General features: G+C 44.7%; 16 protein-coding genes, 1 tRNA gene, 1 pseudogene and 1 riboswitch. Of the genes and pseudogenes, 9 read left to right on the forward strand and 9 right to left on the reverse strand.

All coding sequences use genetic code 11. The features are described from left to right. Window positions 1–105 precede the first annotated feature (105 nt). From RIB93_RS23560 to RIB93_RS23585, 6 genes are all read right to left on the reverse strand, one after another. Window positions 106–381, reverse strand: coding sequence for a hypothetical protein (locus RIB93_RS23560; protein WP_446376211.1), 276 nt, complete (start codon window positions 379–381; stop codon window positions 106–108). Between the two features lie 70 nt (window positions 382–451). Then, complete coding sequence (locus RIB93_RS23565) at window positions 452–790, reverse strand: hypothetical protein (protein ID WP_446376213.1); 339 nt, start codon at window positions 788–790, stop codon at window positions 452–454. Beyond that, complete coding sequence (locus tag RIB93_RS23570) at window positions 787–2,151, reverse strand: AAA family ATPase (protein WP_446376215.1); 1,365 nt, start codon at window positions 2,149–2,151, stop codon at window positions 787–789. The genes RIB93_RS23565 and RIB93_RS23570 overlap by 4 nt, the downstream gene beginning before the upstream one ends. Window positions 2,152–2,169: 18 nt before the next feature. Further along, on the reverse strand, window positions 2,170–3,486 hold the full coding sequence (gene sbcD, locus RIB93_RS23575; RefSeq protein ID WP_446376217.1) for an exonuclease subunit SbcD: 1,317 nt from the start codon (window positions 3,484–3,486) through the stop codon (window positions 2,170–2,172). A 320-nt stretch (window positions 3,487–3,806) separates the two neighbouring features. Further along, window positions 3,807–4,148: a phage holin family protein gene (locus RIB93_RS23580; RefSeq protein ID WP_446376219.1), complete on the reverse strand. Its 342-nt coding sequence runs from the start codon at window positions 4,146–4,148 to the stop codon at window positions 3,807–3,809. Between the two features lie 30 nt (window positions 4,149–4,178). Next, complete coding sequence (locus RIB93_RS23585; protein ID WP_446376221.1) at window positions 4,179–4,961, reverse strand: RNA polymerase sigma factor SigF; 783 nt, start codon at window positions 4,959–4,961, stop codon at window positions 4,179–4,181. Window positions 4,962–5,505: 544 nt separating this feature from the next. Beyond that, window positions 5,506–5,602, forward strand: a riboswitch (TPP riboswitch). Between the two features lie 9 nt (window positions 5,603–5,611). On the opposite strand from RIB93_RS23585, the gene thiC reads away from it, so the two are divergent. Together thiC and RIB93_RS23595 are read left to right on the forward strand one after the other, a co-directional pair. Further along, window positions 5,612–6,985, forward strand: coding sequence for a phosphomethylpyrimidine synthase (gene thiC / locus RIB93_RS23590; protein ID WP_446376223.1), 1,374 nt, complete (start codon window positions 5,612–5,614; stop codon window positions 6,983–6,985). A gap of 202 nt (window positions 6,986–7,187) precedes the next feature. Further along, window positions 7,188–8,903 carry an adenylate/guanylate cyclase domain-containing protein gene (locus RIB93_RS23595; RefSeq protein WP_446376225.1) on the forward strand — a complete coding sequence of 572 codons (1,716 nt, stop codon included), beginning with the start codon at window positions 7,188–7,190 and terminating at the stop codon, window positions 8,901–8,903. Window positions 8,904–8,961: 58 nt separating this feature from the next. Here RIB93_RS23595 and RIB93_RS23600 read toward each other — a convergent pair whose 3' ends face one another. After that, the gene (locus tag RIB93_RS23600; protein ID WP_446376227.1) at window positions 8,962–9,261 is read right to left on the reverse strand and encodes a hypothetical protein; all 300 of its coding nucleotides are present in this window, start codon (window positions 9,259–9,261) and stop codon (window positions 8,962–8,964) included. 730 nt (window positions 9,262–9,991) lie between these two features. On the opposite strand from RIB93_RS23600, the gene RIB93_RS23605 reads away from it, so the two are divergent. From RIB93_RS23605 to RIB93_RS23615, 3 genes are all read left to right on the forward strand, one after another. Then, window positions 9,992–10,828, forward strand: a complete 837-nt coding sequence (locus RIB93_RS23605) for a hypothetical protein (RefSeq protein WP_446376229.1) — start codon at window positions 9,992–9,994, stop codon at window positions 10,826–10,828. 158 nt (window positions 10,829–10,986) lie between these two features. Further along, window positions 10,987–11,808: a tetratricopeptide repeat protein gene (locus RIB93_RS23610; RefSeq protein ID WP_446376231.1), complete on the forward strand. Its 822-nt coding sequence runs from the start codon at window positions 10,987–10,989 to the stop codon at window positions 11,806–11,808. A 100-nt stretch (window positions 11,809–11,908) separates the two neighbouring features. Further along, window positions 11,909–14,521: a CHAT domain-containing protein gene (locus tag RIB93_RS23615; RefSeq protein WP_446376233.1), complete on the forward strand. Its 2,613-nt coding sequence runs from the start codon at window positions 11,909–11,911 to the stop codon at window positions 14,519–14,521. Window positions 14,522–14,792: 271 nt separating this feature from the next. Here the strand turns inward: RIB93_RS23615 and pyrE are convergent, their stop codons facing one another. Continuing rightward, window positions 14,793–15,407 (reverse strand): orotate phosphoribosyltransferase, encoded by a 615-nt coding sequence (gene pyrE / locus RIB93_RS23620; RefSeq protein ID WP_446376235.1) that lies wholly within the window; start codon window positions 15,405–15,407, stop codon window positions 14,793–14,795. 141 nt (window positions 15,408–15,548) lie between these two features. On the opposite strand from pyrE, the gene RIB93_RS23625 reads away from it, so the two are divergent. Further along, window positions 15,549–15,953 carry a hypothetical protein gene (locus RIB93_RS23625; protein WP_446376237.1) on the forward strand — a complete coding sequence of 135 codons (405 nt, stop codon included), beginning with the start codon at window positions 15,549–15,551 and terminating at the stop codon, window positions 15,951–15,953. A gap of 46 nt (window positions 15,954–15,999) precedes the next feature. Here the strand turns inward: RIB93_RS23625 and RIB93_RS23630 are convergent. After that, a tRNA-Ile gene (locus RIB93_RS23630) sits at window positions 16,000–16,072 on the reverse strand. A gap of 542 nt (window positions 16,073–16,614) precedes the next feature. Between RIB93_RS23630 and RIB93_RS23635 the strand changes: the two genes are divergently transcribed. The 3 genes and pseudogenes from RIB93_RS23635 to RIB93_RS23645 all read left to right on the forward strand — a co-directional run. After that, entirely contained in the window at window positions 16,615–17,382 is a 768-nt protein-coding gene (locus tag RIB93_RS23635; protein ID WP_446376239.1) for a hypothetical protein, read from the forward strand. A gap of 378 nt (window positions 17,383–17,760) precedes the next feature. Then, a complete protein-coding gene (locus tag RIB93_RS23640; RefSeq protein WP_446376241.1) occupies window positions 17,761–19,254 on the forward strand; it encodes a hemolysin family protein in 1,494 nt (497 codons plus the stop codon). 51 nt (window positions 19,255–19,305) lie between these two features. Continuing rightward, a pseudogene (locus RIB93_RS23645) lies at window positions 19,306–19,428 on the forward strand (element excision factor XisI family protein); the annotation flags it as partial. Between the last annotated feature and the right edge of the window lie 132 nt (window positions 19,429–19,560).

The following is a 19,560-nucleotide window of genomic DNA, read 5'->3' on the forward strand; positions in this document are numbered from 1 at the left end:
CCCTTAAGTAGCAAAGGCTCTAACAGAATCAAAAGCCTGTTTTATTAGAATTGCTTTTTTTAATCTCCATGATTCTTGCGTAGCAAGGATTATGGAGATTATTTTTTAGTATTTTATCATAGCTAGTCTAAAAGAGCCAACAGTCTTAATCAGTTGACCCGTATCAATTACTAAGGTGGATTTGTCAATAAATTTACTAAAACTTAAGCCTTCAAACTTCAGAGATATATTTTCTTTCAATGAAACCCATCGTAAATATCCAATCCTTTTCCCCCTTTCCAGCAACGTTAAACGGATATCTTGACCAAACTTATTTATCTTGTCCTCTGAACCACGTTCGGACATAAATTTTTCCAAAGCCAGTGATTTAATCAGCATCATTTCCAGATCATGCTCATCAGTTACAGCGCTTTGCGCTGTAATAAAGTACAGTAGATCAAAGTCCCCCTTTTTAAGGGGGATTTAGGGGGATCGACAATGTACCGCATAGCAGAGAAAACTGCTGTAAGAGTAAGTTGGAACTAGAAGGTAAATTCCCCTCTAGTCTGCAAAAGTCTGCATCTACAATGGCGAGAACACCCGCAAAATTATCTTGTTCAAGAATCCTTATGGCAGAAACAGCATTCTCTTTGCCACTAGCGATAGAAAATTCACAGTTTGTATCATCTATAAAACGTTCATACACGAGCTTATCACTGCGCCCCTCAACGATTAGAAAACAACCTTTGTGACTACTACGCCGCATCCGAATTTGATTCGCAATCCGATCCGGGGTAATAAATTCTCTCATTCGGCTGGTCCTTTTAACTCAACTGTTAAATCCCAGCGATCGTGGATAATGTCGGGCGAATGCGTTGCAATTAAAACATTAATATTAGATAGTTTAGTTATTTCTTGTAAATCTTTAAGGAATTGCACTTGCCACTCGACGTGTAATGACAATTCTGGTTCATCAATGAGAATTAAGGAATTTGGTTTCACTTTAAATAATAACTCATAAAGAAGAACCAGTTCATGCTGTTCTCCAGACGACAAGTTTGTCGGAGATAATGATTTACCATCATCAGTGGTAAAAGTAAACCCCTTGTCTTTACTAATGTTGATCTGCTTGTAAGAAAATTTATCATTAATAATCCTTTTAATCAAATCAGTTTTTCTGGCTATCTCATTAAATACACTGAGTTTTTTATCGACATCTTCGATATAAACTGACAAAATTTTCTTGGTACTTTCGTCTATATCTCCTTGAATTTGAAAATTTGGATCTTCATCTCTGTTTAAAAGTCCAGCTTCTATTAATTTAGAACGTTTTTCCTCAAGATCATTGAGTTTCTGTCTTAATTCTTCGTCCGTTAGTTCAGGTAGTTTTTTTTGTTGAACTACTCTTGCTGGAAAAGTTCTATCAAGTGACTGAGACAAAGTACCGTATTCAGTCAGCTTAGCTTGGATATTTTCGGCAAGTTCTTTGGCATAACTTGCAACAGAAGGTGACATTAATGGGGGACGGTTATTGAATAGTTGTGATCGTTTATTATATGCTGAATTTAACAAACGCTGGTATTCTATAAAACGAACATTGATAGAATTGGTTAATTCTTTTAACCAATCTTCGGTGGGTGTGATAAAAGTTTCTCCTGCTCCAGGAATACCTTCACCGAAACGATCTAAAACTTCTATCAAAGATAGTTCTTCACTAGTAGGCATATAGAACCACCGACTCCCTCCTATTCTTTCAAGTCCAGGTATAATATCTTCGATTACTCTGACAGCATTCAAAGCTCTACGCTTTTCTTCTTTAATGATAAAGTCTGTGGAAAATTCCTTGGTATTATTATGGCTTTGGTTTTCAAAATAGAACGTTAGTCTATTTCTCTCATCAGAATCAGAGTTTCCTTTTTTAATGTTTTTTTTATTTGCCTTATTTACTTTGATATAATCATCATTGTCAAAGTTTATTTTTAGATGACTAAATGGGATAGCACGAAGCTCTGAATACCGCAATTTAAAAAAGCCATTAATCAGCTTTAGTAATGTGGTTTTTTCTACTCCATTTTTACCATGAATAATGGTGATATGTTCTTCCATATTTAGAGGGATAACATATTCAAAAACACCGAATAAATCAGTGACTGAAATTTCCTTAATTCTCATACGTGTTTCTCCAAACCCCTAAAGTAAACGCAATTGAGTCTTTTGATTTCCTTTTCCCCCCTGACTCGCTGACTGCTTATCGTCTCCAGACTCCTCTACCTCTAACCAACTATCTCCTTGCCCATCCAATAAATATTGCGCCGCTTCTAACATATCTGCGGCAATATCTTTTAAATTATCTTGACTGTCTAAATACGTCTTCAGCGCATCCATAGGATTCATGCTGCTACCCACGCCCAATTCGGGTAAACGTGGACGGGCTAACTGACTGGCTAATTCGGGGCGAATCGTATAACTGTGCGCTTCACTCAAGGCTTGGTGAATTGTACTATTATCAATTAAATCCAACTGATCAGAACGGACTTTATAAATCAGCCGAACCACAGCATCATCAATCGCTTTTTTCTTAATCGTTTTAAGTAATGCCGCTTCTGGATCAGCTTCCTCAGCCAGATTCACGTTAATCGTGCAGAATGGACGCACAGGTAAGGGACAAAACTGCCACTCAGCCTTACCTTTCTCTAGCTCAATTAACACATAACCCTTATCTTCCTTCTCTTCACTAAAATCAACCCGTTCAATACTACCCGGATAAATCACTGGTGGGTTATTGGATGGATTCAGATTTTGATGGCGGTGAACATGACCTAATGCTACATAATCAAAACACGATCGCGCCATCAGCGACAGGGGAATGGTAAAGCCTTTACCCACCGCTAAAAAACGCTCTGCCCCAAAACTAGCACGGTCTGCCATTAAATGGGCTAAGAGTATGGTTGGTGCTTGGGAATCCAGCCGCCGAATTTCTCCTTCTAAAATCGGTTCAAGGCGTTGAATTAATAACTCATTCACCTCGCCTAAAGCTAACCCTTCAGTTTCTGGGCGTGTCAGTAAACTGGAACGAGTTAACCAAGGTAAAGTAATCACTTGGACTAAACCATTCCGGGTTTGAATTTGATGAGTCGCCAAAGTATCACCAACAATAAATCCTGGCACACCTAGGGTACGATAAAGACATAAACTCGCCCCGCCATTTCCTTGGGAATGTTGGTCATGATTCCCGACTAGCAATACCGTGGGAATTTCTGCATCGACTAAGCGGCGAAATTGAGTAGCAAAGGCTTCTTGCACATAAGGTGCGGGTGTGGCGTCAGGAAACGCATCGCCGCCAAATAAGACTAAATCCACGGCTTCAGCAATGGCGCGATCAATACATTGAGATAAAGTATTGACAAAATCTTCCAGTCGTGTGTTTAAACCCGTTTCTGGGTTAGTTCGCCCATGGGAGAAGCCACTACCCAGATGGATATCTGATAGGTGAAGAATTTTAATCATCAGCGGAAACCATTTTGACGTTGTAGGGGCAAGTTTATCTAGTTTTGTCTCCCGATCAGAGATAACATTAATACAAAACCCGTCCTGTCTCAATGTAGGGACGGATTGATATATTTTCGTTTCCCTATTGATGATAACGTTAATTCAAAACCCTGATCGACTGTAGGGGCGGGTTTCACGATTAACATTTTTTTGTCACCCCGATGTTACTAAAACCGCCCCATCCAAGGGCAAATTTCACAACTACCATTTTTTGTCACCTCGATGTCACTAAACCCGCCCCCACAAAGGACGAATGACCAATGACAAATGACAAATGACTAATCCGCAAATTGGTTAAGAATACTTGCAACGACAGACAACACAATTGAACCAATCAAGGCGTCAAGAGGTCCACTAATGGTAAACATAGCACCCGTTAGGTAGGCGACTAAGGACAAGGATATGGCATTAATCACTAACAGAAATAGTCCCAATGTCACAATCGTCAAGGGTAGAGTCAGCATGATCAGAATCGGTCTGACAATAGCATTGACAATCCCTAAGATAACCGCCGCGATCGCAGCCGTGGCAAAACTCCCGATCGCAATACCCGGTACGATGTAGGCAGTGATGATTAATGCCAGTGCCGTAAATAGCCACGTTAAGAGAAAATGTTTCATGGGTTTTGTCGAATATCACACATCCGAATTCTAACTGGCGAGACGTTCTGGTGTTTGCGGCTGTAGTAAGGATACCAATTCATTAATCCCCCGTTGTAGGTGTCGGCTGACTGTCATCGGACTCACGCCAATGTGTTTAGCGGCTTCTTTACGGGGGAGATCCCGGAAAAAGACGAACTCAATCGCCGCTTGGGTTTTGGTTTCCAGTTGCGCGATCGCACCTTGTAACTGTTGTCGGTCTTCTTCCCAGTGTTGCAAGGTTTGGTCATAACTATCCGCTAGCATATCACCCAACGTGACCGGATGATCGACATTATGACCCACCGTTAAATCTAAACTCAGGGGTAAGCGATTTTTCGAGGCTAATTTACTCTCCTGCCATTCTTGCATAGAAATATTCAGCGCTTGGGCAATTTCCGCCTCTTTTGGCGGACGTCCCAATGTAGCGGTTAACCGTTTACTGACGCGCTGTCCTTCCTGCTGAAGTTCTTGCCAACGGCGAGGAATCTTGACAATATTTCCTTTATCTCTAAGAAAATGTAGCATCTCGCCGCGAATAAATGGCACAGCAAAGGAACTAAACGCATACCCTTGATCCGGCTTAAACCGTTCAATCGCCCGAATCAAACCCAGATAGCCAAGTTGTACCAAATCGTCATACGGTTCGCTACATTGCTGGCTGACGCGATAGGCTATTTTCTTCACCAATCCACTATTTAACCGGACAAGCTGATTACGTAACTCAATGGAAGGACTTTGGGAGTACGCCATCAATAATTCCATTCCGCGAACATTAATTGATTGAGTTGTCATGATGAATAAACCAACACCTGCGCTAAGGTGTCCTCTAACAGGGCTTGAATATTTAGTCGGTAATCTTGACCCTATTGTCGAAACAGATGAACAATTCAACCATCGTTGTTTTACGGAAATTTAAAGGAGGGGTGGTGGGCGTCTCCGCAAAAATACTTAGGGTCTGCTGAATAAGTATTGTGGGGGGTAGGGAGCAGGGGAAGCAGGGGAAGCAGGGGAAGCAGGGGAAGCAGGGGAAGCAGGGGAAGCTAGGGAAGCAGGGGAAGCAGGGGAACCAGCTTATGAGTTTAAGTTTGGTAAACCTCTAGTGTTCTCAGCCGCAGAGGATGTTATTCGTGAACTTCAACTTGCTGTAGAAGAACACGCGAACTATTCGACAAGGAGATGGAGCGATTTGAACTTTGAATTCGTTCGTAGTAAGGGCTTTAGCCCTAGATTGTGTTAGGTAACATACATCAACCCCACCGACGTGCGCCCAATTTAATCCAAACGTAAACTTTTATAACGCTTTATCCTCTCACCCAAGCCTAGTGGTACGATGAACAACTAAAGCTAGGGGTGCCTGAGCAACCAGGCTGAGATTACACCCTGAGAACCTGAGACTGGTTAAGACCAGCGGAGGGAAGCGGTTTATTAAAAGGAATCTAAATATGAGATCAGAATGGGTCGCCAAGCGGCGCGGACAGGGTAATGTTACACAAATGCACTACGCCCGCCAAGGTGTGATTACCGAGGAAATGCAGTATGTCGCCAAGCGGGAAAACCTTTCCCCAGAACTGATTCGGGATGAAGTGGCGCGGGGACGTATGATTATTCCTGCCAATATTAACCATACCAACTTAGAACCGATGGCGATCGGCATCGCCTCTAAGTGTAAAGTTAATGCCAATATTGGGGCGTCTCCTAATTCGTCCAATATTGACGAAGAAGTCGCCAAGTTGAACCTGGCGGTTAAATATGGCGCGGATACCGTGATGGATTTATCCACGGGGGGTGGAAACCTGGATGAAATCCGCACGGCGATTATCAACGCTTCTCCTGTACCGATTGGTACGGTACCCGTGTACCAAGCCCTGGAAAGCGTTCACGGTACAATCGAAAACCTGACAGCGGATGATTTTCTCCACATTATTGAGAAACACGCCCAGCAGGGAGTTGATTACCAAACCATCCACGCCGGACTTCTGATTGAACATCTACCCTTGGTGAGAAATCGCCTCACCGGGATTGTCTCTCGCGGTGGCGGTATCCTAGCGAAGTGGATGCTGCACCACCATAAGCAGAATCCTCTCTATACCCACTTCGACGATATTATCGAGATTTTCAAGAAGTACGATGTCTCGTTCAGTTTAGGCGATTCCCTGCGTCCAGGTTGTACCCATGACGCCTCTGACGAAGCGCAATTGGCAGAACTGAAAACCTTGGGACAACTAACTCGCCGCGCTTGGGAACATGATGTACAAGTGATGGTGGAAGGTCCGGGTCATGTGCCGATGGATCAAATTGAGTTTAATGTCAAGAAGCAGATGGAAGAGTGTTCCGAAGCACCGTTCTATGTGTTAGGACCTTTGGTCACCGATATTGCTCCCGGTTATGACCATATCACGTCCGCGATCGGGGCAGCTATGGCAGGGTGGTATGGGACAGCGATGCTGTGCTATGTGACGCCGAAAGAACACTTAGGATTGCCCGATGCTGAAGACGTGCGAAATGGCTTAATTGCTTATAAAATAGCTGCCCATGCTGCCGATATTGGACGCCAGCGTCCCGGCGCACGAGACCGAGATGATGAACTCTCCCGCGCCCGTTATAACTTCGACTGGAATCGCCAGTTTGAGTTGTCACTAGACCCCGACCGAGCAAAAGAATATCACGACGAAACGTTGCCAGCAGATATCTATAAAACGGCTGAATTCTGTTCAATGTGTGGACCCAAGTTCTGCCCAATGCAAACCAAGGTTGATGCGGATGCGTTGACCGAATTGGAAAAGTTCTTAGCCAAGGAACCAGTTAAGCAAAGCTAACTTTATATTATAACACATAGAAAAAAAGGGTGGGTAATACCCACCTTTTTTTCTTTTTTATTAGTCGGAATTGATTCTTGGGACTTATGCATGTTTTCGCGGTTTGAGTCAAAATAGTTATCAGTAAGTCATGAATCTTCATCCTTCAAGTCATCTGGCTATTATTTATATAAATTGTGCAGCGTCTTAAGACCGTTAACCCTTGTTTAAATCGAATCGTCAACGTAGAAGGTTAAAAAAAAATCTGATTAGAGGAATTGTCAGTATCATCAGATGGCTGGCAAAACTCGGTAAAGGTTTATATAACACGATAGCATCGCTGCGATCGCATCAGCCGCATCAGCGTTCCTCTGCCCAACCTCCAATGCAAGCTGCACCCGTACCCCCCAACGAAGCCGAGCGGATCGAGGCTCTTCAAGGGTACAACATTCTTGATACTCTACCCGAACAAGATTTTGATGACCTGACGACGTTAGCCTCGCACATCTGTGGGACTCCCATCGCCCTGATTAGCCTGATTGATCAAAATCGCCAGTGGTTTAAATCCAAAGTTGGTATCGATGCGACACAAACACCCAGAGACCAGGCATTTTGCGCTCATGCTATTCTTAATCCGGAAGATATCATGGTTGTACCCAACGCCTTAGAAGATGAGCGGTTTGCGGGGAACCCTCTGGTAACGTCTGATCCCAATATCCGATTCTATGCTGGCGCTCCCTTGGTGACAAAAGATGGTTTTCCCCTGGGAACCCTCTGTGTGATTGATCAGATTCCTCACGATCTCACACCGCAACAGATCAACGCCCTACAAGCCCTCAGCCGTCAGGTGATTAACCAAATGGAACTACGGTTGAATATAACTCGGTTAAATCGCCAAATTGCTAGGCGCAGAGAAGTCGAAGCCAAACAGCGAGTCTCAGATCAGCAAGTCGTCGAACTCCTGGAAAGCATGACTGATGGGTTTTTTGCCTTGGATAGGCAATGGCGGTTTACCTATATTAACCAAGTCGGCGCTCAAATTTTACAGCGCCAACCTGAAGAATTACTGCGCCAGAATTTCTGGGATGCTTTTCCCGATGCGGTGGGTTCAAAATTTGATCGGCAATATCACAAAGCAATGGATCAACAGACTCCTGTCACGTTTGAAGCCTTCTACCCACCGATCAGATGTTGGTTTGAAGTGCGAGCTTTTCCCTCCTATGAAGGACTCTCGGTTTTCTTTCATGACATTACCCAACGCAAGCAAACCGATGCGGCTTTAAAACGGGAAAAGCAAAAAGTTGAGAACTTGTTACTGAATATTCTGCCCCAACCCATTGCCAAGCAGTTGCAACATGAGCCAGGATTAATCGCCCAGAAACATGAGGATGTGACAATTTTATTTGCCGACTTGGTAAAGTTCACTCAACTAGCGGGTCAAATTTCTCCCCAAGAGCTAGTTAGCTTGCTCAATATGATCGTTTCGGCGTTTGATCGATTAGCCCAAAAGCATGGCTTGGAAAAAATTAAGACCATTGGTGATGCTTATATGGTGGTTGGCGGACTGCCTACCCCTCAGATCAACCATGTCGATGCGATCGCGCAAATGGCACTGGATATGCAACAAAGCCTTGAACAAATCAACACCTCAACGGGTAAGAATTTTCGTTTGCGGATTGGGATTAATACCGGAGTCGTTATTGCTGGCGTCATTGGCACGACTAAGTTTAGCTATGACATTTGGGGTGACGCGGTGAATATCGCTAGTCGCATGGAATCTCGCGGTAAACCGGACAAAATTCAGGTGACTGAGACAACGTACCAACGTTTGCGAGACAAGTATGAGTTAGTCGAACGGGGGTTTATCCGGGTTAAAGGTAAGGGTAAGATGAAAACCTATTGGTTAATGGGTAAAAAGCCGTCAATTGTGCAACCGTAAGAAGTAGGCGAACCGCTCGCACTCCTATTCCCTTCTACCTTCTACCTTCTGCCTTCTACTATAAATCATGACCAATTTGAGGGTTAATGGATGTCTCACAATCTACAGAGGAAGCAGGAAAACTGAATGATATCGCTAACGCCATACCAGAAATAATTAAGAACATGAGCAAGGATTTGCGGCGTTGGCGTTCATCAGATTGCGTCTTCTCATCCATTAGCCAATTCCACAGCAGAAAGCAAAGACTCACTCCCGGTTCCAGGTTGGATTTGAACAACCAGCCGATGAGATTAGGAATTAGGAATTCGGCTAATAGCCAGAGTTTCTTTTTCCAGGTTTTGGATGTTGAGAATTTCATGGCTTGACCTCGTTAATTTTGGGGTTATAAGGTCTAGTGTGGCGATGGGAAAAATAGATTGAAAACTGCAAGTAGATAGTTAGAAAAAATTATTTGATTGGTGTGGCGCTAAATTACAGATAATCATCTACAAATAGGGCGCAACGGTTTATAAATAGAGGGAAATAATCGGAAATAGCTGGAAATAGTAGGTTTTATTTTTTAGGGTATTTCTACTGACAAGTTACATCGGTTTTGCTACGTTAAATGGAGGGGCGCAAGGCTTGCTATCTAGGTCAAGTTAAGCCAGCCCTCACCCCCAGCCCCTCTCCCAACCCCCCTCATTCCCCCCTGCGAGGGGGGAGGACTAAGGATGTTTTACTTGTATGGCACGGGAGAGGGGAGCAAGAGGGGAGCAAGAGGGGAACAAAAAGGGAGCAAGCAGCTAACTTTTCACGGTATGTGAGACAACGAAGGGAGGTAAGTTTTGATCCTTTGCTTCGTTCAAGGAAACCTGGTTTTGAGTGAGAGATTGTGTAGGGGCGGGTTTCACTACTATCTTTTGGGTTGCATCCAGATGTGACTAAACCCGCCCCGACTCAGGTTTCTAGACTTCTCCTAAAAAGTTAGGCGCTGAAGGGAGACGGGAGGGGGATAAAAGCGGGTTAGGGGATGAGGGTGAAACTGTCAAAAATATAGGGTTAACACTATGAATTAAAATCAAAACTTTCTGGACGATATCAACCAGCAGTTGTTTCCACAAAACTTTACTGATAAACATCTTAGAGAACGCATCTTCTTTCCGCTGCGGTTTCAGCGTCGGGAGTCTCAGCCGTCTCATCGGGAAATCGCTAAACAAATGAGTCAGACAGAACCGTTACAGGGGGTTAATTGTCAAACCTCAATTAATACAACCGTACAAAATGTAATTCGGCGGCTGGTGGAGGTGTTTGGTGAAGAAATGGCACAAGATGGCGTGAATACAGCGCCGTTAATTCAGCGACAACGGGGTAAAAAAGGCGCGTGGGAGGTGGTTTATCAGTGGTTGTGGGAGGATAAGTTTCCCCGATGGCAATTGGATTGGATTTGGCAGGGGTTGGTAAAGCAGGCGGATTCTCCAGCAGATTGGATTCGATTTACTCCGGTTAATCCGGGGGATAGAAAATTAGTGGTTCCTGTGGGGAAGACGCGAGAACAACCTGTGATTGGGGTAAATATTCCCTCAATGATGCATATTGATTTAGAGGGTGATGCGGGACATTTATTATTACTGAATCGCGGCAGTGAGAGTCAGTATGTAATGTGTCCATCAGCCGCGTTTGCGCCACAGAATCGACTCACGGGAGAAACAATTCTTGTGCCTCAGCTTGGGGCAATGTGTGAAGATATGACATTCGATAGTCTAGGCAAAGAGGAGTTTCTGGGGATTGTGGTGAATCGCTGGTTAGAGTTTCCCTGGTTAAAACCGAATCAGGAGGAACCTGCACCGATTTGGGATACTGAACGGTTGTATCAATTGTGGGTTAACTTGGAAGCAGAGGAAAATTGGCGGGGGTTTTATCAGGCGTTTAAGGTGGTGGAGGTGTAGATATGCCTCTAATCCTTCTAACAAATGGGAATTCAATTTCTCCCCCCTTTTGAAGCAGCAGGGGAGATAAACGACTAAAACTTAATCATTTCTGTTCAATCTTTTGTTTATGTAAACGTTCTGAATACCGAGGATAAATACTAATGGACGAACAACGAATGACTGCCTATATTAATCTGATTCAATCCCTGTTAACTTGTCCCGATGGGGAAGAATTATCATTATTGCAGGTGAACTCCGAATTAGTGAATGAGGAGTTCGTGCAGGTAATGGTAGTATTTGCGGCACAAATGGCAGAGGCGGGAAATGAGAATGCCGCGAATTGGTTACTAGCGTTAGCAGCAAAATTAGCGGAAATGTTGGGGATTTATTCAACCTCTCCCCCTGCCCCTCTCCTGCAAGGAGAGGGGAGAAATACTCCCCGCTTTCCTAGTGATGAAGGGGGGTTGGGAGGGTTGGGTTCAACCTCGGTAACACCTCAAGATTATCTCAAATTCTTGAGGTCTGTATTAGAGGCAGTCGCAACTGATGATAGTCCTCAGTCAATCTACCCTCTGCTACACAATAATCTGGATAAGCTGGATGATAACTTCGTCCAGATATTGGCAGCGTGGGTAAAGAAAACCTTGACTGAAGTTGAACCAGGCGCGGCTAAATTTATCGCTGCGACTATTGGCAATTTCAGTATTTTGATTCAAGAGTTTCCTTTAGGGAATATCGCGAGTAACAAAGAAATTGCTATTGCTGGATATCAAGCCGTTGCTACTGTTTTTACCCAGTCAGACTTTCCCCAGCAATGGGCAACCACTCAAAACAATCTGGCGATTGCCTATAGAAATAGAATACGCGGGGATAGGGCTGACAATATAGAAACGGCGATCGCACATTATCATCAGGCTTTACTTATCCGTACCCAGTCAGACTTTCCCACAAAATGGGGCAGCTACTCAAAACAATCTGGGGATTGCCTACAATTATAGAATACGCGGGGATAGGGCTGAGAATCTAGAAGAAGCGATCGCCCATTTTAAGAACGCTTTACTTGTCCTTACCCAGTCAGACTTTCCCCAAGATTGGGCAATGACTCAAAACAATCTGGCGGCTGCCTATAGTGATAGAATACGCGGGAATAGGGTACAGAATCTAGAAGCCGCGATCGCACATTATCATCAAGCTTTACTTGTCCGTACCCAGTCAGACTTTCCCCAAGATTGGGCAATGACTCAAAACAATCTGGGGAATGCCTACAGTAATAGAATAGGCGGGGATAAGGCAGAGAATCTAGAAGCAGCGATCGCACATTATGATAACGCTTTACTTGTCTATACCCAGTCAGACTTTCCTCAATATTGGGCAATGACTCAAACCCATCTGGGGAATGCCTATAGAAATAGAATGGGCGGGGATATGACAGAGAATATAGAAGCAGCGATCGCACATTATCATAACGCCTTACTTGTCCGTACTCAGTCAGACTTTCCCCAAGATTGGGCAATGACTCAAAACAATCTGGCGGCTACCTACAGTTATAGAATACGCGGGGATAGGGCTGAGAATCTAGAAGCCGCGATCGCACATTGTAATAACGCTTTACTTGTCTATACCCAGTCAGACTTTCCCAAAAATTGGGCAATGACTCAACACAATCTGGGAAATGTCTATAGTAATAGAATACAGGGAGATAGGGCGGAAAATATAGAAGCCGCGATCGCACATTGTAAAAACGCTTTACTTGTCTATACTCCTAATAACTTCCCAATTGAGTGCTTCAGAACTAGCCTGAATTTAGGCAACCTCGCCTGGGATGATCACGATCTTATATTAGCGATTAAAAGCTATGAACTAGCCATCAAAGCTGTCGAACAAAGCCGTAACTGGATGATTGATGAAGAACGACGCCAAGAGATACTCGCGGATTCAATTTATGTGTACGAAAGAATCATCCAAGCTTATCTGAATATCGGTAAAATTGGCAAAGCTTTAGAATATACCGAACGCTTCCGTTGTCAACGCTTAGTTGACTTGATGGCGAGTGATGTGCTTAACCTAGGGGGAGAAATTACTCCAGAAGTCCAAGAATTGTTAATCGACTATGAGGAATTACACCAGCGGATTAATGCCCTACGGTTTAGTTCTCAAGCAGAAGCGACGCCAGTATTAACCGGGAGTCGTCGATTGCCCGATGGGAAAGCACTATCAGCAAACCAAGCAGAAATTCAGAGATTAGAGGCACAAAAACAACAGATTTGGCAACAACTACGCCGTTATGATCCGGTATTAGCGGGACAAATTCAGGTGGAACATCTGAATTTAGACCAGATGCAGGAGTTAATCCCAAATGATACTACTGCTTTGCTGAGTTTCTATACTACAGATGATGATACTCATATTTTTATCCTGCTTAAGGATCAGAGTCCACAAGTTTATACCTGTAAGGGACAGGGAATTGAAACATTCCAGAATTGGATACTTGAAAACTGGTTCGATTCCTATATTGGGGCAAATGCAGAATGGCGAGGAAACATGGGGGCATTTCTGCAAGAACTTGCCCAGCGTTTGCAGTTAAAGGATTTAATTTCTCAGTATCTCACCGGAATTGAGGAATTAATTATTGTGCCATATTTGTGGCTACATCAAATGCCCTTTGCCGCGTTACCGATTGATGGGATAGAGACGTTCTACCGGAAGGAGGAAAATTCAAAGCCTCTCTCCTTGCAGGAGAGAGGTTTGGAGAGAGGTTTTCTAAATCCCGTGAAAAGTAAGGAAAATGGAGAAACACGGGGGTTAGTGACTAGCAAAAAACCTCAACCCAAAGTAACCGTAACTCCCACCACCTATTTAGGCGATTTATTCCGGATTCGCATTGTACCAAGCTGCCAAATTCTCTATTATTGCCACCAACGCCCGCCAATCCCAAATCAGCCCACTATGGGTATCGTTGAAGATGCTACAGAAGACTTACTCTTCACCCGCTACGAGTGCGAAACCCTTGCCCAATCCTACGGCGTTTCTGCTGACAAACGCTTGCAAGGGCGCAAGGCGACAGTAACCGAATACAAAACCCTAGCGTCACAGGTGCAAGTTCTCCACTCTAGCCATCATGCCACATCGAATCCGATGCAACCCCTAGACTCTTATTTAGTATTAGGGGATGGTTCTCTAACCTTGAGTCAACTCATCAGCCCCGGTTGGCGAATGCCCAATTTATCAGATGTATTTGCCTGCTGCTGCGAAGTCAATTTTAGTGTTAACGAACTTACTGATGATTTACTCAGTTTAGCCACAGGATTTCTCTGTGCTGGAGCCAGGAGTGTGGTGAGTACGCAGTGGTCGGTAGAGGACTTAGCCAGCGCCCTATTAGCGATTTTTTACTACAATTTTCGTCAGGCGGGGATGAGCCGTTCTCAGGCGTTACAGCAGGGGCAGATTGAATTGCGGAATTTAACTGGAGAGGAGTTTGCCAGGAATTATCAAGGGGAGATGGGTCAGTCGTTGCAACAGCAGTATGATCAGGCGGTGACTCGGCGGAATGATGCCAAAATTAAGGGTGATGTGGCTGAGTGCCAGAAGTGGCAGGATTTAGCGGATAAGATTCAGGTACAACAGCAGCGTTTGCACTTGTTGGCAAAGGAGAAACAGCCTTTTTCTTATCCCTATTATTGGGCAGGTTTTGTCTCTCAGGGATTGGCTTGATGATTGTCATTTGTCATTTGTTCTGACTTTTCACGGGAAGTCTAGAAACTATTGTAGAGACGCGCCATGGCGCGTCTGGGCGGGTTTAGTCACATCTGGATGCAACCGAAAAGATAGTAGTGAAACCCGCCCCTACACACATTGCCCCAAATACCGTGGAAAGTCTGGTCATTTGTTTTACTCGCTCCCCCAGCTCCCAGACGTGCCATGGCACGTCTCTACACCGCTTCCCCAGCTCTCTACCCCCACCACCAGACTTATTCAGCAACCTCTACTGATGTAGACGATGCTGATAGCGTTGTTGGATATCCTGAATCGTAAACACCGCCTGAAACTCTAACCCAACCGACTGGTAAAATTCAGCACCGCCTTGCTGTCGATCAACTAAAGCCAGCACCTGATTCACCTGATACCCCGCCTCTCGCAGCCGCTCAACGGCTTTCATTGCCGATTGTCCTGTGGTTACCACATCTTCTAACACCACAACCTTAGCGCCGACTGGCAAAGAAGGACCCTCAATATATGCCCTTGTCCCATGTCCTTTGGTTTCTTTACGGATAATTAAACCAGGAATAGGTCGATTTGCGATCGCGGACACCACACTCACAGCGCTGACAATCGGATCAGCGCCCAAGGTTAAACCTGCAACAGCTTGAGTATCTTGGGGAAGGAGAGACAGTAGCAATTGTCCAATTGCTAATCCTCCGTGAGGATGCAGCGTAACCTGTTTGCCATTAATGTAATAGGAACTGGGCTGTCCCGACGAGAGAACGAAGTCTCCCTCTTTGTAAGCCAGTTGACAAAATAAATCCAGCAGTAACTGACGTTGAGAGGTTAATTGGGGTGAAGTATCCAGAGAAAGCAATGGTTTACTGTTGTCAGCCATGATAGTCAGATGGTGAAAATCCAATCACTACTATACTGAATTCAAATATCAGAATATGATTGAGGAAAAGTGAGGCGAAGAATTATGCATAAGGGGTTGAGGATATTGCTCAGGGGGTTGGTTGTTGCGGCTTCCACGATAATGGCAAGCACAGCACTGGCACAAACTGAACCCTCAGACTTTGAGCCAGTCCGCCTAGAAACGATTCCCGATACCTTTGAGCGAGCTTTTTTCAACGAATCGGGAACGTTTTACGAAAACCGCAGTCTCGGACGTCAGCTCAACTATATTATTGGTCCAGGTGGAATAGGGAATGCGGGGTTTCCAGATTTGGAACTGGAGCGAGATGCCGAATTGATTAATATCCTCTACGAGGACATGTTAAACCAACAGTTTGCCAGTGATCCAGTGATTCGCACACCGGATTTACCGAATCCTTTTGACACCTCAGTACGCTTATTGCCTGTCTCTGATCGCTTTAGACCCCAAGGCAGCCCCCGAATTGAAGGGACTGAGTTTTTCTTTGAAGCTCCATTGCCACGGTAGCGGCTAGATATAAGCCACTTGAGCGGGGGAGGATGTCAAAATAAAATCCAGGGTGCAGGAGTTGAACCTGCCTAGGGCGAATTATGAGTTCGCTGCCTCAACCGCTCGGCCAACCCTGGTGAATCTGTCTCTTTACTATATTATAGTAATCGGAGTTGGATATCCTGTAGCAACAGTTGAGTGATATTCCCTTGCCGCCCATTCTAGAAGGATTCTCCTAGTAGAGGCTCTAGGGCAAACAGCAGCCGGCTGACAAGTTTTATGTTATCGGCTTTGTCGCCTCTTGTTAAGGGGTGGGTATTTGAAGCTAAACTCCACTAGGAGAATAATGGTGATGTTGGCAGATTCACATAGCGATCGCGCCGCCGATCCAGCGTCTTAATTAAATGCAACATTTGCCATCAACTTTTTTTACATCAACGCGGCGACAAAAACTAAAATGGAGAGGACTACTCCGTGGAGTAATCTAGTCCTGAGATTTATGATAATGCTGTATAAAGGTCTGTGAGCTGTCATCTGGCTTTATGCTATTCTTGACAAATCTTGCCCACCTGATGATGGCTTCGGGGGTATTACCTTCAGCGTTAGTGTAATCTGTCACTTATCTCGATGCGCTATAACCATAAGTCGTGTTACTCTTCTTCTATAACTTGAATCAGTAATGAAATTCAACTCGACTGTAGCACTCACTCTGATTCTGCTGGCAATGATGTTAGGTGCCGGCTTTGTGAGTGCCATGTGGGGATTTTCCCTAGGTCATGAAGCTCTTAAAGGTGTGACTCAGCCCGATGTTCGCCCGACGAAGAAGCTGGCAAATAACCAGGAGGTTGAGCCGGGTGACAAAGAGGTTGCGCTGTTGAGCGAACGGGAGATCCTGGTCAACGTTCACGCCTATATCCATGACCAAGATAAGGATGAAGATTCTAATTCCGATAATAACGACTCTGAGTCAAAGAGCCAGACTGAGACGGATAAGCCAGACGAGTCAGCCGCAGAGAATCAGCAATCTGAACGTGAAGAAGAATCATCTGAATCGGATGTATTCGACACAGAGACATCGTTTACCAGTAATGGCTCGAATCAAAATTTACCGCTCAAAAGTCAGGATCGGGGGGTCACGTTGGAGGTTCGTTCCGCCAATCTTCAGGGAGGCTCGTTGTTGCTGGATGTTAGTTTGAAGAATGAGGGCGATAATCCGGTTCGGTTTCTTTATAGTTTTTTAAATGTTACCGACGACAAAGGTCGAGCCTTGAGTGCGATTACCGAAGGGTTACCGGGAGAATTGCCGTCCAATGGTGAGGAATTTTCGGGTACGGTGAGTATTCCTACAGCATTGCTGGATGACGCCAAAGCGCTTTCGTTAACCCTCACTGATTATCCCGATCAAAAACTTAAGCTGAAAATGTCCGAAATCCCTGTCGCCAGGTAAATGGTAACGGAGCAGGTTGGGATCATTAAGCATGAAAGCATATAAAATTCCAGTAGGTTGGGTAGAGCGATCGCCAAACCTAAACGGTTAACCCTAACATTGGGTTACTCTACCCTTCGAGTTCTCCTATTCGAGTTCTCCTAGGCGAGTACGAGAAGGTTCCGCCTACGTCTCTCAACTCAACTGACAAAGGTAATATGCTCCCAGCAGGTTTAGTGCAAATGTTTTTCTTACGTTCAGTTCTATTGCTCGCTGTATGTTAAACGGTATTTGTCAATCAATACAGTCCCCTAGAAAGAGGCTGTCTGTGAAGTACCGTTGTGGATCTGCTCAAAGAAGCAGTAGAACTGCTTTTGCTGGTTACCTGCTACCGTTCTTATGGTTGCCCACTTAATTTTTCTGACTGCGAGTGCTTCTACTCCCCTTACCAGCCGGGACATGCTGTTGCGATTATTATTAGTCCTGCTTTTGATTGCCATCAATGCCTTTTTTGTCACGGCTGAGTTTTCCATGGTTTCGGTGCGGCGATCGCGGATTAACCAATTGGTTGATGCGGGGGATGTGCAAGCTAAAACCGTTCAATCCTTACAACAGAGCATTGAGCGTCTACTCTCAACGACTCAGTTAGGCATTACTCTATCCAGTTTAGCCTTGGGCTGGATTGGCGAGAATACTGTCGCCGTTTTCGTTGCTGCTGTACTGACTAAATTGCCTTTACCCCCAGAGATGGTTCAAGGAATCGCTCATTCTCTGGCAATTCCGGTGGGATTTTTCCTGATTGCTTATCTGCAAATTGTTCTCGGTGAACTCTGTCCGAAATCTGTGGCGTTGCTGTATTCTGAAGAGTTGGCTCGGTTTTTGGGTCCTCCGAGTCTGGTGATTGCCCGATTTTTCAATCCGTTTATTTGGATTTTGAACCAATCAACGCGCTGTTTATTACGGCTGGTTGGTGTGCAATATACGGGAGGATGGTGGAATAACCAAGTGACCCCCGAAGAGTTACAGTTAATTATTACCACCGAGCGGGAATCCACGGGTTTAGAAGCCGAAGAACGAGAGTTACTGAATAATGTTTTTGAATTTGGCGAAGTTTTGGCAACTGAGGTGATGGTTCCGCGCACCAGCATTGATGCCATTTCCAGCACAGCAACGGTGCAAATGGTGTTAGAAGAAATTGCCAATACCAACCATTCTCGCTATCCGGTAACAGGGGAATCTCTGGATGATATTCGCGGGATTATCCATTTTAAAGAGTTAGCTAAACCCTTATCGGAGCGAAAATTAACCTTAGATACACCGATTGAACCCTGGATTCGTCCCGCCCGATTTGTCCCGGAATTTACCCCCTTGAGCGAACTCCTACCCTTGATGCAGCGATCGCACTTGGCAATGGTGATGGTGGTGGATGAGTTTGGCGGTACGGCTGGCTTAGTGACGCTGAAGGATTTGGTGGCAGAAATTATTGGTGATAACCCGGAACCGGAAAGCCCTGAAGAAATACCGATCCAACTTGTGGATGAACAAACCTTTTTAGTTCAAGCTCAAATGGATTTAGAAGAGGTTAACGAACTTTTGGATTTAAATTTACCAGTAACCGATGAATATCAAACCTTGGCGGGTTTTTTATTATATCAGTTCCAAAAAATTCCGCTGCAAGGGGAAGTTTTAAATTATGAGAATCTAGAGTTAAAAGTTATCTCCGCCGCAGGCCCCCGCCTGAACCGAATTTGCATTCATCGGTATGAACCTCCAACTGTTCCGGTTGAAGATTTGTCTGAAAGCGATGTAACGTCAGACATTACGGCAACTGAGAATACAGCGAATGAAACGCAAGATGATACGCCAGATGCTTCTACCAATGATTTAGAGTAAAGGGTGACCCGATCCAATTAGGGGCTGCTGAATAGCGCGTCTGAATCATTAGAGGGTATTGCCAACCGATTAGTCAAAATGGGAGTACCGAAACAAGATATCGTTTTAGCCTTCCATGAACCCGAAGTGCGTCAGTTTACAGATTTTGGTACAGGTGATGCGATCGCACATTAATCCAACAGGACTTACGCAGCTACACCACATATCGTGGCAAAGGTGGGTTAGGCTACGCTCTCCCCACCCTACACATAGAGGCTTTGCGTAAGTGTGATGCCTTTACTCCCCCGTGCTGGATTTATCTGAGCA

This window comes from Coleofasciculus sp. D1-CHI-01 (genome assembly GCF_040218875.1).
In the GTDB taxonomy this organism is placed as follows: domain Bacteria; phylum Cyanobacteriota; class Cyanobacteriia; order Cyanobacteriales; family Coleofasciculaceae; genus Coleofasciculus.

Excerpts from the sequence above, each read along its gene's own strand:
- RIB93_RS23580 (WP_446376219.1), bottom strand. The coding sequence starts at position 4,148 with ATGAAACATTTTCTCTTAACGTGGCTATTTACGGCACTGGCATTAATC.
- sbcD (WP_446376217.1), bottom strand. The coding sequence starts at position 3,486 with ATGATTAAAATTCTTCACCTATCAGATATCCATCTGGGTAGTGGCTTC.
- RIB93_RS23615 (WP_446376233.1), top strand. The coding sequence starts at position 11,909 with ATGACTCAAAACAATCTGGCGGCTGCCTATAGTGATAGAATACGCGGG.
- RIB93_RS23585 (WP_446376221.1), bottom strand. The coding sequence starts at position 4,961 with ATGACAACTCAATCAATTAATGTTCGCGGAATGGAATTATTGATGGCG.
- RIB93_RS23570 (WP_446376215.1), bottom strand. The coding sequence starts at position 2,151 with ATGAGAATTAAGGAAATTTCAGTCACTGATTTATTCGGTGTTTTTGAA.
- RIB93_RS23565 (WP_446376213.1), bottom strand. The coding sequence starts at position 790 with ATGAGAGAATTTATTACCCCGGATCGGATTGCGAATCAAATTCGGATG.
- pyrE (WP_446376235.1), bottom strand. The coding sequence starts at position 15,407 with ATGGCTGACAACAGTAAACCATTGCTTTCTCTGGATACTTCACCCCAA.
- RIB93_RS23600 (WP_446376227.1), bottom strand. The coding sequence starts at position 9,261 with ATGAAATTCTCAACATCCAAAACCTGGAAAAAGAAACTCTGGCTATTA.
- RIB93_RS23625 (WP_446376237.1), top strand. The coding sequence starts at position 15,549 with ATGGCAAGCACAGCACTGGCACAAACTGAACCCTCAGACTTTGAGCCA.
- RIB93_RS23635 (WP_446376239.1), top strand. The coding sequence starts at position 16,615 with ATGAAATTCAACTCGACTGTAGCACTCACTCTGATTCTGCTGGCAATG.
- thiC (WP_446376223.1), top strand. The coding sequence starts at position 5,612 with ATGAGATCAGAATGGGTCGCCAAGCGGCGCGGACAGGGTAATGTTACA.
- RIB93_RS23610 (WP_446376231.1), top strand. The coding sequence starts at position 10,987 with ATGACTGCCTATATTAATCTGATTCAATCCCTGTTAACTTGTCCCGAT.
- RIB93_RS23560 (WP_446376211.1), bottom strand. The coding sequence starts at position 381 with ATGATGCTGATTAAATCACTGGCTTTGGAAAAATTTATGTCCGAACGT.
- RIB93_RS23640 (WP_446376241.1), top strand. The coding sequence starts at position 17,761 with ATGGTTGCCCACTTAATTTTTCTGACTGCGAGTGCTTCTACTCCCCTT.